Source organism: Streptomyces sp. NPDC085596 (assembly GCF_044541565.1).
Lineage (GTDB): Bacteria > Actinomycetota > Actinomycetes > Streptomycetales > Streptomycetaceae > Streptomyces.
Genome location: NZ_JBITTC010000003.1, coordinates 426,562 through 439,209 on the forward strand (window position 1 = coordinate 426,562; position 12,648 = coordinate 439,209).

The 12,648-nt window shown below is 68.1% G+C and carries 13 protein-coding genes and 2 pseudogenes; 6 read left to right on the forward strand and 9 right to left on the reverse strand.

Annotated elements, in window-relative coordinates:
- Positions 1-105 precede the first annotated feature (105 nt).
- The 7 genes and pseudogenes from ACIGA3_RS11940 to ACIGA3_RS11970 form a co-directional block, all read right to left on the reverse strand.
- Entirely contained in the window at positions 106-1,497 is a 1,392-nt protein-coding gene (locus ACIGA3_RS11940) for an MFS transporter (protein WP_399713449.1), read from the reverse strand.
- A gap of 217 nt (positions 1,498-1,714) precedes the next feature.
- Positions 1,715-1,954, reverse strand: a pseudogene (locus ACIGA3_RS11945) (transposase); the annotation flags it as partial.
- A gap of 506 nt (positions 1,955-2,460) precedes the next feature.
- A pseudogene (locus ACIGA3_RS11950) lies at positions 2,461-2,910 on the reverse strand (transposase family protein); the annotation flags it as partial.
- Between the two features lie 43 nt (positions 2,911-2,953).
- Positions 2,954-3,166 carry a hypothetical protein gene (locus ACIGA3_RS11955; protein ID WP_399713452.1) on the reverse strand — a complete coding sequence of 71 codons (213 nt, stop codon included), beginning with the start codon at positions 3,164-3,166 and terminating at the stop codon, positions 2,954-2,956.
- Between the two features lie 200 nt (positions 3,167-3,366).
- On the reverse strand, positions 3,367-3,990 hold the full coding sequence (locus tag ACIGA3_RS11960; RefSeq protein ID WP_399713455.1) for an NADPH-dependent F420 reductase: 624 nt from the start codon (positions 3,988-3,990) through the stop codon (positions 3,367-3,369).
- A 136-nt stretch (positions 3,991-4,126) separates the two neighbouring features.
- Positions 4,127-4,552 carry a nuclear transport factor 2 family protein gene (locus ACIGA3_RS11965; protein WP_399713458.1) on the reverse strand — a complete coding sequence of 142 codons (426 nt, stop codon included), beginning with the start codon at positions 4,550-4,552 and terminating at the stop codon, positions 4,127-4,129.
- A 105-nt stretch (positions 4,553-4,657) separates the two neighbouring features.
- Positions 4,658-5,392, reverse strand: coding sequence for an SDR family NAD(P)-dependent oxidoreductase (locus tag ACIGA3_RS11970; protein WP_399713460.1), 735 nt, complete (start codon positions 5,390-5,392; stop codon positions 4,658-4,660).
- Between the two features lie 134 nt (positions 5,393-5,526).
- Here ACIGA3_RS11970 and ACIGA3_RS11975 point away from each other — a divergent pair, with 134 nt between their 5' ends.
- A complete protein-coding gene (locus ACIGA3_RS11975) occupies positions 5,527-6,123 on the forward strand; it encodes a TetR/AcrR family transcriptional regulator (RefSeq protein WP_399713464.1) in 597 nt (198 codons plus the stop codon).
- 212 nt (positions 6,124-6,335) lie between these two features.
- Here ACIGA3_RS11975 and ACIGA3_RS11980 read toward each other — a convergent pair whose 3' ends face one another.
- Positions 6,336-7,244, reverse strand: a complete 909-nt coding sequence (locus tag ACIGA3_RS11980) for a LysR family transcriptional regulator (protein ID WP_399713467.1) — start codon at positions 7,242-7,244, stop codon at positions 6,336-6,338.
- 194 nt (positions 7,245-7,438) lie between these two features.
- Here ACIGA3_RS11980 and ACIGA3_RS11985 point away from each other — a divergent pair, with 194 nt between their 5' ends.
- The 5 genes from ACIGA3_RS11985 to ACIGA3_RS12005 all read left to right on the forward strand — a co-directional run bounded on the left by ACIGA3_RS11985 (position 7,439) and on the right by ACIGA3_RS12005 (position 9,975).
- On the forward strand, positions 7,439-8,071 hold the full coding sequence (locus ACIGA3_RS11985) for an NADPH-dependent F420 reductase (protein WP_399713469.1): 633 nt from the start codon (positions 7,439-7,441) through the stop codon (positions 8,069-8,071).
- A 94-nt stretch (positions 8,072-8,165) separates the two neighbouring features.
- The gene (locus ACIGA3_RS11990; protein ID WP_399713470.1) at positions 8,166-9,101 is read left to right on the forward strand and encodes an SDR family oxidoreductase; all 936 of its coding nucleotides are present in this window, start codon (positions 8,166-8,168) and stop codon (positions 9,099-9,101) included.
- Positions 9,102-9,150: 49 nt separating this feature from the next.
- A complete protein-coding gene (locus ACIGA3_RS11995) occupies positions 9,151-9,576 on the forward strand; it encodes a nuclear transport factor 2 family protein (protein ID WP_399713472.1) in 426 nt (141 codons plus the stop codon).
- Positions 9,576-9,728 carry a hypothetical protein gene (locus tag ACIGA3_RS12000; RefSeq protein ID WP_399713474.1) on the forward strand — a complete coding sequence of 51 codons (153 nt, stop codon included), beginning with the start codon at positions 9,576-9,578 and terminating at the stop codon, positions 9,726-9,728. The genes ACIGA3_RS11995 and ACIGA3_RS12000 overlap by 1 nt, the downstream gene beginning before the upstream one ends.
- Before the next feature lie 106 nt (positions 9,729-9,834).
- Complete coding sequence (locus tag ACIGA3_RS12005; RefSeq protein ID WP_399713476.1) at positions 9,835-9,975, forward strand: hypothetical protein; 141 nt, start codon at positions 9,835-9,837, stop codon at positions 9,973-9,975.
- A gap of 128 nt (positions 9,976-10,103) precedes the next feature.
- Here the strand turns inward: ACIGA3_RS12005 and ACIGA3_RS12010 are convergent, their stop codons facing one another.
- Positions 10,104-12,548: a hypothetical protein gene (locus ACIGA3_RS12010; RefSeq protein ID WP_399713478.1), complete on the reverse strand. Its 2,445-nt coding sequence runs from the start codon at positions 12,546-12,548 to the stop codon at positions 10,104-10,106.
- Positions 12,549-12,648 lie beyond the last annotated feature (100 nt).

Here is a 12,648-nt window from a genome sequence, read left to right on the forward strand (position 1 = left end):
AGGCCCGCGCCGAGCGACCCTCACCGGCTCACCACCTGAGCCGCCCACCGCACCTGGGAAGGCGATGGTTGCCCGGCCAGTGGGGGCGGGAGGCGGGACGTTCCATCAGCGGGACGTGCGGGCAGCGGGGGAAGTGGGGCGTTCGGGCGGTGCCTTCGGCCCGCCCGGGACGCATACCCACGCGACGACCGCCGCGGCCAGATAGGCGAGGGCTCCGATGGCCATGCTGGTGCGAAGCCCGGTGCCGTAGTCGGCGCCGGTGGCCAGCAGGCTGCCGCCGAGGGCCACGCCGGTCGCGCTGCCGATCTGGCGGGCGGTGTTGAACAGTGCGGAGGCGGCCCCCGCGTACTCATGGGGCGCGGCACCCATCACCGTGGCGGTCGAGCCGGTGAGCGCGAAGGACGTACCGAACCCGACGGCCATCATCGGTGCCACCAGCAGGGGGTAGGCCGGATCGGTACCCGCCGCGGCCCAGCCGGCCAGCCCCAGTGCGCCGAGGGACATGCCGGAGACCACCAGTGGACGGTGACCGGTGCGGCGGGCGAGCCGTCCGGACAAGATGGAGGCGAACATCGTCATCGCCACGGCCGGGAACAGCGCCAGTCCGGTCCTGAGGGCGCCGAAGCCGCGCTGGTGCTGGAAGTCCAGGCTGGCGGTGAACACCATGCCGTAGAAGCCGAAGTTGAACAGCAGGCCGACGACGGCCCCGCCGACCATCGTGCGGGAGCCGAGCAGGCGCGGCGGAAGGCCGGGCGAACGGGCGACCCGCTCGCGCCACACGAACGCCGCGACGGCGGGCACGACCAGGCCCAGCCCGGCGAGCACGAGGGGATCGGACCAGCCGCGCCGGCCGGCCTCGTTCAGCGCGCCGGTCAGCAGGGCCACCGCCGCCACCACGGCACACTGCGCCGGCCAGTCCAGGGACCGGCCGGCGTGACGCGGCGAGGGCGCCACGTGCCGCCACGTCAGAAACAGGCAGGCCACACCGACGGGCAGATTGATCAGGAAGACCCAGCGCCAGCCCACGGTGGACACCAGCAGCCCGCCCAGCAGCGGCCCGGCGGAGGCCGCGACACCCGCCATCGACCCCCACAGCCCGAAAGCCCGCGAACGTGCGGCGGGCAGCGGGTACGCCTCCTGGAGCAGGGCGAGCGAGCCGGGGACGATCAGCGCCGCACCGAGCCCTTCCACCAGCCGGGCCGCGACGAGGAAGGCGGCGCCCGGCGCGAACGCGCAGGCGGCCGAGGCCACCGTGAACACCGAGACGCCCGCCCTGAAGACGCGCCGGTTGCCCAGGCGGTCGCCCAGCGCGCCACCGGTCATCAGGAATCCGGCGAAGACCAGGGTGTACCCGTCCGTGATCCACTGGATGCCGGTGAGCGAGGCCGGCAGCTCCCGGCCCACCACGGGCACGGCGACGTTGATGACCGTGACGTCCAGGATGACCATGAAGTATCCCGTGCACACGGCCAGCAGCGGCGCCACGGACCGCCGCACGGCCGGCGGAGCTCCAGGGGGCCCGGACGCACCACCACCGGTCGACTCCGCGAAGGGCACGACACCGGCTCCGTTCTGTCCTCGGGAACCCGGGCGGCCATCATGCCAAGGGGATCGCGGGCCCCGGGCCAGGACGCGCCCGAGGAACTACCGGCCCGTCCCGGCTCGCCGGGGTCGTGGGCGGGCGGCATCGCGAAGCGGCCGGCCAGCAGATGGCCGGACGGGGCAGCGCGGCCAGGCGGGCGAATGCGGTGACGAGGCCCCGGGCCCAGGGCCAGTGTTCGGCGATCCAGGTCCGTCTGCCGCCGCGGGTAATGCGGGCGGCGGTGTGCAACAGTCGGTAGCGCAGTCGTTTGGGCTCGGCCTCGGCCAGTTCGCCGTCAAGGAGCAGGATCTGGGTCCAGGCGATGAGGTCGATGCCAGCCAGGGCGAGTTCCAGCCGGGCGGCGTTGTAGAGCTCACGTGAATGCTCCGGCTGCGGCGCTTTGATCCTCGACAAGTCGGATCATCGCGGCTCAGGGCGCACTTCTGCGTTCCGGTATCAAGATCCGGACTTGCCCGGTGAACGCGTCAGGCTAGAAGGCTGGCAGGCAGTGTGTTCGCGTTCCTGACTGAGCATCGGAGCGTGCTGTTCTCGGTAGAGATGTTCCGGGACATCTGAGCGGCGGTGTTGTGCCCCTAGGAGGCAAGGGGCACAACACCTCAGCAAGCCAGTTGACCTGCAGATATCTACCTTCACGACCCTCCACTGATCACTGTTGTTTTTCAGCACCTTGCGCAACGCCACTGCGAGATGATCTTGCATGGTCGGTGATGCGTCAGAGATGTCTGAGTACCCATCAGTCCTCACGGAGAGCTGTCACCGAAGTGGCCTCACAACGTCCAACATCGGCACCCCCATCGAAGACCCGGCAACCCACACCGATAACCATCACGGTGCTACGGCGACGACCGCTGCCGATTTTCCGCGATGGTCATCGTCGTACCGACGGCGTCCTTCGCGCCGGATTCCGCCCAGACCTTGCAGTCATTACGGTTGCCGGAAAGCGGCCGGCCGATGACCACGACCAGGCGGGTGTCGGCGTCGATGACGACCTGGTGGTTGGTGGAGTAGCGGTAGTTCTTGCGCGGCTGGAGTGCGAGCTTGGGGCCGAGGTGATCGATGATCCGGTCGGCGGCCGACTTGGAGACACCGAGGAGCGGGGCGAGCTGGCGCATCGTCAAGTTCGTGCGCCAGTAGGCCGCGACGAGCAGCACCCGGTCCTCCAGCGGCGGACTCCACGGCCGCCCGCGCCGGGGCTTGTCGCCGACCTCGCGGCGGACCATGGTCATCAACTTGCCGAAGCAGCGCGGGCTCAGCCCGGTGAACGGGGCTATCCAGGACGGCTCGGACGCCGTGATCACACCAGCCACACCAAGATCATTTCCTCCATGGCCGACGGCGATGAGGCAACCCCTAGTCGCCCTGGAGGTGTAGTTCCAGGCTCGCAGCTTCCGCGCAACGCTCTGCCAGCTTGCGGATCCTCTCCAGAATTTCCCGCTCCCGCTGCCCCTTCACCATGTCGCAGGTGGCGTCGACCTCGGAGATGAACTGTGGCATGTCCGTCGACGTAAGGATCTGGGTGCGGTACGGGTCCACGCGGTTGAGCATCGGCAGACTGCTATTCACGCACAGACTCGACCGGGCCAGACAGGCTGTGGACTGGAGGGGCGTTCGCCCCAACTGATATTGTCGCGGGTGCCGCTCCCGCCCTGTCAGGTTCTAGCCTCGCGCTTTCATGAGCGGGGTTGTCCGGGGGCGAGTCATTTCGGTGATCCGTCAACCATGGTCAGGGCGCACGCCCCTTTCCGTCGACGGCTCGGAGCGGCTCAGTCGCGGAATTCAGTGGCGCCGAGGGCGAAATCCCAGTGCCCCACCCCGTGCTGGGCGAGGCCCACCGCGACCAGGCCCGCTCCTTCCAGCCAGTGCGCCATCTTCAGGCCGCCGACGTCCAGCGGGCGCAGCCCGAGGCTCTTGACGAATGTCTCTACGCCCGCCTTGGCCTGCGCGTCATCGCCGGCGATGAAGACGTCGGGCCGGCCCTTCTCCAGGACTTGACGGAAGACGGTGTTGAATGCCTTCACCACGCTGGCGCTGGCCGGGGCCACCTTGGCGACCTCTTGCGCGATCGAGGTCTCCTCGCGGTGGGCCAGCCCGTCGAACGTGGGATTGAAGGGGTTGCTGATGTCGACGATGACCTTGCCCGCGAGGGCGTCTCCGTACCGGGCTACGGCCGGAACGACACCGTCGAACAACAGGGCCACGATGACGATGTCCCCGGCCGGGACCGCGCCCCACTCTCCCATCGTGGCGCCGCCGCCGAGAGCCTTGGCCAGGCCAGCGGCCTTGGACCGATCGCGACCCATGACCTCGACAGTGTTGCCGCCCGCCACCGCCCGCGCGCCGATGGTACGGGCCATGTCCCCGGTGCCGATGATGCTGACGCTGCTCATACGGTGTGCCCTTTTCCTCGTTCTCGAGCCTTCGCTTTGTCTTGTTCGTGCCGGGTCAGGCTCACTCAGCGCGTCGCTGAGCTGCGCCTTCCAAGGGGATGAGGTCATAGACGTGGAGCGAGGGCATCCACGATCGTTACTCCCCGTCCGTACGCAGCTCCCAGGACCGCGTGCCCAGAAGTTGCGCAAGATGCCCCTGCATCTCGACGGCGGACGGCAGCGGGCGCCAGAAAATGGTCACCTCGGCGATCTCGCCGTCCTCGTTGAGCAGGATGTAGTCCATGCCGTTGACCACGGTGTCCGCGATCTGCAGTCGGAAGAATGCGGCGTGGTGGGTCTCGCCGCTGAGGACCTCCTTGTAGGTGAGGTCAGCCGCCACCTTGCTGACGGTCTGTATCGCTGCCGTGACGGCCTCGCGGCCGGTGAGCGGCTCATCGCCGAGCGGACCGACCAGTACCACGTCCTCGGCCAGTACACGGGCAAGGGCGTCTTTGTCGGCGCCGCTGTGCATGCACTCGATGAAGGACTCAATGGAGGAGCGGTTCGAGGCTGATGTGGTCATCGCTACCCCTCGTTGTGCGTGAGGCCTGTCGTGGTGTGTGAGACGTGACGTCACCAGTATGTGCGGGTATGCCGCGTACACCGGTTTCTTCCGGTCGGCTCCGGGTCAGATGACGGTGGCGCCGCCGTCGGTGACGAGTTCGAGGCCGTTGACGTAGCTGGAGTCGTCCGAGGCGAGGAAGAGTGCCACGCTCGCGATCTCTTCGGGGCGGCCCATCTCTCCGCGTGGGATCAGGGACTCGAAGGCTTTCTTGGTGGCCTCGTCGAACAGTTCTGCCTGCTTGGCGGTGGCGACCTGGCCGGGGGTGAGCACGTTGACCCGGATCCGCCTGTCCTTGAGTTCGTTGAGCCATACGCGGGCCCAGGCCTGCTGTACGGCCTTGCTGCCCGCGTAGACGCTCCACCCGGGAAAGCCCCTGAGGGATGCGTTCGATCCGGTCATGAAGACTGAGGCGCCGTCGTTGAGCAGCGGCAGTGCCTTTTGCACGGTGAACAGGGTGCCGCGCGCGTTGAGCCAGAAGGCGCGGTCGAACTGCTCCTCGGTGATTTCGCCGAGCTTGCCCGGTTCACCCATCCCGGCGCTGGCCCACAGCACGTCGATCGAGCCCTTTTCCTTCTTGACCGTGCCGTACAGGCGGTCCAGGTCGGCCAGGTCGGCCGCGTCGCCCTGCACAGCGGTCACGTTCCGGCCGATCAGCTTGACGGCTTCATTCAGCGCTTCCTGCCGCCGGCCCTGGATGAAGACGTGAGCTCCCTCGTCAACGAACAGCTGGGCGCCGGCCAGTGCCATGCCGGTTGATCCGCCGGTGATCACCGCTACCTTGCCATCGAGCTTTCCCACGATCACTCCATTGAGCTGAGGTTATTCCGAACGGCACCTTAAGTACACTGAATTGTATACGTAGCGTATCGAAGGGTCGGCTGGGGCGCAACTTATGCACACCGGTCGGTACCCGACTGGGCTAAACTGGAAGCATGACGGAGTTGGAGAAGGGCCCCCAGGGCCTGCGTCGCGGCAGGGGCGCACGCGAGCGCATCGTCGGCGCGGCGCAGCAACTGTTCCGCGATCAAGGCATCAACCGCACCGGCATGGACCAACTGTGCGCGGTCGCACAGGTCTCGAAGCGCACGGCATACCAGCACTTCACCAGCAAGGACGAACTCGTCGCCGAATACCTGCGCCGATTCGATCCCAACGTCACGGCCGGGGTGTTCGACCGCACCGACCTGACCCCCCGCGAACGACTGATCGCCGCCTTCGAGCCGCCCACGGGAGAACAGGGCCTCACCCCTCTGTGCCCCTACATCGCGGCGTCCGTCGAACTGCACGACTCCGAACACCCCGCGTCCCAATACGCACGCGACTACAAGAAAACCGTCGCCGCGCGCCTGGCCGACACCGCCCGCGAAGCCGGCGCCACCGACCCCGAACGGCTCGGCGAACAACTCGCGCTGCTCCTCGACGGCGCCGCGGCCCGCACCCGGGTCCTCAACACCGATTCCTTCCCCACCGCCGCAGCCATCGCCGCCGTCCTCGTCGACAACGCCATCCCCACGGCCGCCCAGCGATGACCGCGGAAGCGCGTCTGCGGGGGAGTGTCTGGCCTCGCGCTTTCACGAGCGGGCTTGTCCGGGGTCTTGATCAAAAGAGTGGAGAGTGCTGCTGACCTGCAACGCGACATCGCCAGAGCTTGCTGGGGACTGCCCGGCGCCGAAGCAGTCCTCACACTCCGAGCACTGCACAGTAACGACGACTCACCGAGCACATGCGCTGCCACCTGGCCCTATCCCTTTGAAACGTCACTGCTTCCAAGCAGCCACATTTCATAGTTCCCGCATTCTGCCGTGATCTCGGCCGTCTCCTGAGCTGCGGTGAGGAAGTCGTCGACCACCGGCGAGGTGCGAGATGCGGGCACCGCGAGGCACACCTGGTCGGGCGCCAGATCCGGGATGGGCACAAAGCTGACGTTCGGATGTGAGTAGAACACGGTCGCCGAACGGGCCAGGAACGAGATGCCCCGGCCGGCCGCGACATGCTCGAGCGTCTCGTCCACCCCGCGCACCAGGTACCCGGCATTGGGGTGCGGGCGCCTGGTGGGCTGCGTGCTCGCGTCGCCATGCCAGACCAGCGGCTCGCCGGCCAGGTCGGCCTCGGTGACCTGATCCTTGCCGGCCAGCCGGTGGCCGGCGGGCAGCACCGCCACCGTCGGCTCGGTGTACAGCGGGGTGACGCGCAGGCCGGCCTCGTCGATGGGTAGCCGCACATAGCCCACGTCGACGCTGCCGTCGAGCAGCATCGTGGCCTGGTCGTGCCGTTCGATCCGCTGCACGTCCACGATCACGTCCGGGTGCCGGGCGTTGAACAGCCGTACCGCCGGGTTGACCGCGATGCCTGCCCGGAAGCCGACCATTAGCCGCCGGCCGCCGCGCGCGGCCACGGTCACCCGGCCGCGGACCGCGTGCGCGGAGGCCAGCAGCGGGCCGGCGTCGGTCAGCAGCTGCCTGCCGGCGTCGGTCAGCGCCACGCCGTGGCTGTCCCTCGTCAGCAGCGGGGTGCCGAGATCCTGTTCCAGCGCGCGGATCGCCCGACTGAGCGCCGGCTGCGCGATGTGAAGCTCATCGGCGGCGCGGCCGAAGTGCAGCTTGTCGGCGACGGCGACGAAGTAGCGCAACTTGCGCAGGTCCAGATCCATGGTGCCTCCGGTCTGTCCGGCGATGCCTCCAGGGTATCGCCACGGTCAAAAAGGGTCTTGGACACCCGCTCACTCCAAATGGCACCGTCGAATTGAGCGCTGACCGTCGCGTCTTTCGACGCCATCGACGACACATCCGTTACAACGACGGGGTGGATGTGGCGTTCTATCCAGCTTCAGAAAGCAGGCATTCCATGAGCAGCATCAGCATTGTCGGCCTGGGGAATATGGCCAGCGCCCTGGCCGCCCGGGCTCTCGCCGGCGGCAACACGGTCGAGATCATCGGCCGCGACCCGGCCAAGGCCGAGGAAGCGGCCGCCAAGCTCCCCGGCGCCACTGTCGGGACGGCCGGTGCCGCTCCGACCGGGGACATCGTTATCCTCGCCGTGCCGTATTCCGGCGCGGCGGCGGTGGTGAGCGAGTACGGGGACGCACTGCACGGCAAGGTCATTGTCGACATCACCAACCCCGTCAGCCCCGATCTCAAGGGCTTTGACACCCCCGACGGCAGTTCCGGCGCGCAGGAGATCGCCAAGGCCGCCACCGCTGGCGCGCATGTCGTCAAGGCGTTCAACACCCTGTTCTCCCATGTTCTGACGGCCGACTCGACCAAGGGGCGCGCATTGGACGTGTTCATCGCCGGCGACGACGCGCAGGCAAAGGCACGCGTGTCGGAGTTCATCGAGAGCCTGGGACTGCGCCCGCTGGACATCGGGCAGCTGCCAATGGCGCGGACACTGGAGAACGTCGGCCTGCTGCAACTGGGCCTCGCCACCCACACCTTCAAGCACGCCAACTTCTTCCTCGGCGTCACCGATCTCAGCTGAGCCCACCCGCACCACCCCTTCTCACGCCACATCGCTCCAGGCGATTTTCGGCACGAGAAGAACACCCCTGCATCTACCTGAACAGGACGGCGAAATGCGCGTTTTGGTCGTTGGCGGGACCGGCCATGCCGGTTCGTACGTCATCCAAGATCTTGTCGCCGCCGGGCACGAGGTCACCGGCCTGGCCCGGTCGGACACTGCTGCGGCGGCGGTGTCCGAGCTCGGCGCGAAGGTGCGTCGCGGCGACCTCGAGGATTTCGACGGGCTCAAGGAGGCGGCCGCGGACTCCGACGGCGTCATCCACGTCGCCTACAGGCGTGATGTGCTCATGACCGGCGGGATCGACGCCCTGGCCGCATCGGAGCTCTCGTCCGTACTCGCGTACGGCAACGCACTGGAGGGAACCGGAAAGCCGCTGGTCTGGGCCGGGACCATGGCCTCGCCCGGTTACCTGGGCCGGCCCGCCACCGAGGAGGACCCGGCGCTTCCCGGCGGCGACGAGTACAAGGGCACCCTGCGGGTCCGCAACGTCGTGGAGACCACCGTGATCGGCCTCGCCGAGCGGGGAGTGCGGTCTTCGGTCGTGCGGCTTCCCAACATCGCGCACAGCGCGACCGACCGTGAGGGCTTCCTCCCGCTGCTGATCGCGCTCGCCAAGGAGAAGGGCGTCGTCGGATACCCCGGAGACGGCGAGAACCTGTGGGGCGCCGTGCACATGCGCGATGCCGCCGCCGTGTTCCGCCTGGCGCTGGAGAAGGGTCCGGCCGGCAAGTACTGGCACGCGGTCGAGGACGGGGACATCCCGTTCCGCGAGATCGCCGAGGCCGTTGGCAGCCGCCTGGGCCTGCCCGCCGTGAGCATTCCCGCGGACGTACTGATGCTCCCCGGATTCTTTGGATTCCTCGCAAATCTGGTCGCCCTCAACTGCCCGGCGACCAGCCTCATCACACGCCAGACCCTCGGCTGGGAACCCACACAGCCCAGCCTGCTCGCCGACTTGGACAACGGCCACTACTTCCCCGCCACCTGACGGCCTGGGCGCGCCGGCCAAGTTCCATCACGCTCAACGAGGAGTGACTATGCCCAGAATCGCCCCGCACCGCGCCACCATGGAGTCCTTCGTCGACTGCATCCACGGTGGCGCGGACAAAGACGCCCTCACCCGCTTGTTCGCCGAGGACGTGGTGCTGTACAGCCCGCTCGGTGATGAGCCAGTCACCGGCCGCGAGGCCGTCGTGGACGTCACACAGACTGTCAACAAACTGGCGGTCGAAGACAGCTACAAGGAGGTCTTCAGCGGCCCGACCCACCACGCCGCACGTTTCCGGCTGCAAGTCGAGGACGCCGCGATCGACGGGGTATACCAGGTCCTGCTCAACGCGGACGGCAAGATCGCCGAGGTGACCATCTGGTGGCGCCCGCTGCCGGCCGGCGTCGAGCTGCAGCGGGTCCTTGCGAAGGTTCTCGGCATGCAGCCCTGGGAGCTGCACACGGACGGGGAGTGATGACGAAGGCCGTGCCCTGCGCCCGCACGGCCCGGTTCCGTACGGTAAGCGTTCACCACGACTTCCTGGCGGCGGAAATCGTGTTGCTCAAGCGGTTGCACGTTCTGGTGTTCGTCGAGCATGGCCCCCCGGGAGCTCTCACCGCGCGCTGAGCCCGCTGAATCCACGGAGTCGACATCGTCGGGCGGGGCGCCGAAAGGGGGTCCCGGATCCCCTGGAACTGCCCAGCGCGGATGGGTGCGGGAACGCGCGTAACTGGTGGCCCTGCTCAGTCACGGTGTCGCCGAGGCCGACGGGTGCTGCGACGAGATCCTGCCGCGCCGCCTCGCCGACGACCCCGTCGGCATCGGTGCCGCGCTCCACCTGCTCGCCTGGCGCGGTGCTCTCAGCGACGGCTGATACTCACGGCAGCACTGTGTTCCGAACCCCGCCTGGCACGCCACGCCCAGGCTGTCGGGACACGTCCCGGCCCCGCATCCGAGGTGCTGTGGATGCGGGGCCGGGATCTCCTCATGCGCCGGCTGCGGCTACTGCCGGCCGGTCCTGCGGCGCTTGGCCCAGATCAGGCCGAGTCCGGCCGCGAGGAGCGCGGCGGCGAGTCCGGCGATGGTGAGCACCTGGGTGCCGGTGGCGGCGAGGCCGCCGCCCCCGCTGCCGTCCGAGGGCGGGGTGGCCGGTGGCGTGAGACCGCCGGCCGGGGTGGAGGGACTCGGCGACGGGGTGTGGTTCGCCGGAGGCGTGCTGCTGTGGTCCGCCGGAGGCGTGGTGGGCCGATGGGTCGGCTCGGACGAACGCGTCGGAGTCGGTGTCGACCCGCCTCCGCCACTGGCGGACGCGCTGCCGCCGCCGAGGAGGGCCAGCGCGGGGTTGTCGGCGCTTTCCGTCTGGCCCTCGGTGGCGATCTTCGTCGTCTTCTCCAGGTTCGGATGCTGGGCCTTGAACTCCACCCGGCTGATGTTCTGCCTGGGCGCCTTGCCGAAGTCGACGCCTCCCATGACGCACATCTTCTGCTGGCCGCCCACCTCGCACGGCAGGGAGTAGTCGCCCTTGGTGAAGGACTTCATGTAGTCGTCCCAGGTCTGCTTGGGCGTCCACGCCCGGTTGGGCGAACGTACGGGCCAGCGGGAGATGTCACCGCTGTTGATGACCGAGTGGTAGTCGCCCGCCTGCTCCGCGTCGCTCTGGCGGACGTACTCGGCGGCCACGCGGGCGCTGTAGACACGGCGCAGGTCGGCGTAGTCGGCGGAGGTGTTCACCTTCTTCTCGACGCTCGGGATGATGTACTGCTTGAGCAGGCCGTTAGCGGTGTCGCGCTGGGCCTCGGTCAGCTTGCAGTCGTTGCCGTTGGGGTCGGGGGTCTCACGGTCGATGTGGTCGACGTTGACCTTCAGCGGTGTGTCGAGGATGTAGAGACCGCCGTCGTCGGCGCGGACCTTGGCCGTCTTCGGGGTGATCCACAGCCGGATGGTGTCGCCGCAGGGGATGTTGGCAGCCCGCATGGCCTCGGCGTACTGCTTGCCCGGGTCCTTGCGGTAGTCGACGTCCTTGGCGTAGTCGTGCTTCATCTGGAGGTCGGCCTGGAGCAGGACCCGGCCGGCGTCGGTCCTGCCGAAGGTCTTGTCCATGATCTTGTCGGGCTGGTCGGGGTTCAGGTTGACCCAGAACTTGTCCGGCGTGAGCGCGAGCCAGGTGAAGAAGGAGTCGGAGATGAGCTGGGCCTTGGCCTTGCCGCCCCAGCCCTTGTCCTCGGTCTCGTCCCGCACCTTGTCCGCGGAGAAGGCGTAGGGCAGTCCCTTGCCCTTGACGGGCTTGCCGACGTAGGCGAGGTCGAGGGTGGAGAAGTCCACACCGCCGGGGCCGCGGACGCCGAAGCGCGCGGGGCCGCTGCCGCCGAGGCGGCGGATGCGTTCGGCCATCTCCTTCGGTGTCTCCGGGGACTGGCCGATGGTGCGTGAGGCCGCCCCGCCGAGACGGTTGTTGCCGTTCGCGGCGAAGTTCGGGTCCGGCCTGGTGGAGCCGGACACGTTCTTGTAGCTGACGGACTTGTACTTGGGGACGTCCGTGGAGAGGTGCTCGTAGGCGCGTACCCGGGGCTGACCGTCGGTCCCCTTGTACTGCTCGGCCATTCTGCCCAGGTACTTGGTGGTCGCCGAGTCCTTGGACTGGCCGTTGACGTAGGAGATGCGGCTGTTCCTGGCCAGTTCGCCGTTCTGGAAGCGCGGGTCCTCCAGGAATCTCCTGTTCGCCAGGTCCTGGCCGGTGTCGCGGCCGGGTCCGGCCTTGAACTCCAGGAACTGTCCGGTCTTGTAGTTCACGGCGTCGAACTTGCGGACGAGCGGCTTCTGGCCGCCCTTGCCATCACTGACCATGATGGTCTTGCCGTTCTTGTCCTTGATGACGATCTCTTCCTGGCACAGCCAGTCCTCGCCGACCAGGCCGAGATCGTTGATGACCTTCGTCTCGAAGGCCGCGCCGCGCTTGTTGTTGTTGTGCGGCATGATGTAGCCGCCCTCGAGCCAGTCCGCGAACGTCTTGTACTTCGGGTTCGCGTTGTTCAAGTAGCTCTTGTAGCGGGCGAAGACACGCTCCTCGCTGTTCTCCGGGTAGGAGGTGTAGGGCTTGTCGAACTTCGCGAGGAATTTCGCGCGCTGCGCCGCCTGCTCGTCGGTGGGGTTCTCGACGTCTCCGGGCAGCGAGAGTCCGTCGAAGCTCTGCCGGGGCGCGTCGTAGGTGTAGGAGTCCCGGTCACTCGGGGAACGGACCTGGAGGCCGCGGTCCCACGGCAGGTTGTTCGTGCCCGGCCGGGTACCGGTGACGCCCGGGAGGCTGTCGCAGCGCTTTCCCTTGGCCGCGTACGCGATGTCATCGTGCAGACCTGGCAGGCCGGTCAACGTCAGAACGCCCGCCGCGGTTAACGCGAGCGCGGCACGCGTCCACACCCGGCGGCGCGACGCCGCTATCACTTGAGTCACGAGGGTTCTCCGAACGGGAGCCCTGCGAATACGGGTTCACGGTCGGCGCCAGGGCCCCCGTGACTGTGGCGCCGAGATCCTCACTCTGCCATCGCGTCGT

What these genes read in the sequence shown, in the direction of transcription:
- ACIGA3_RS11960 (WP_399713455.1), bottom strand. Translation starts at nt 3,990, where the DNA reads ATGAGCAGCGTCAGCATCATCGGCACCGGGGACATGGCCCGTACCATC.
- ACIGA3_RS11965 (WP_399713458.1), bottom strand. Translation starts at nt 4,552, where the DNA reads ATGACCACATCAGCCTCGAACCGCTCCTCCATTGAGTCCTTCATCGAG.
- ACIGA3_RS11975 (WP_399713464.1), top strand. Translation starts at nt 5,527, where the DNA reads ATGACGGAGTTGGAGAAGGGCCCCCAGGGCCTGCGTCGCGGCAGGGGC.
- ACIGA3_RS11980 (WP_399713467.1), bottom strand. Translation starts at nt 7,244, where the DNA reads ATGGATCTGGACCTGCGCAAGTTGCGCTACTTCGTCGCCGTCGCCGAC.
- ACIGA3_RS11985 (WP_399713469.1), top strand. Translation starts at nt 7,439, where the DNA reads ATGAGCAGCATCAGCATTGTCGGCCTGGGGAATATGGCCAGCGCCCTG.
- ACIGA3_RS11990 (WP_399713470.1), top strand. Translation starts at nt 8,166, where the DNA reads ATGCGCGTTTTGGTCGTTGGCGGGACCGGCCATGCCGGTTCGTACGTC.
- ACIGA3_RS11995 (WP_399713472.1), top strand. Translation starts at nt 9,151, where the DNA reads ATGCCCAGAATCGCCCCGCACCGCGCCACCATGGAGTCCTTCGTCGAC.
- ACIGA3_RS12000 (WP_399713474.1), top strand. Translation starts at nt 9,576, where the DNA reads ATGACGAAGGCCGTGCCCTGCGCCCGCACGGCCCGGTTCCGTACGGTA.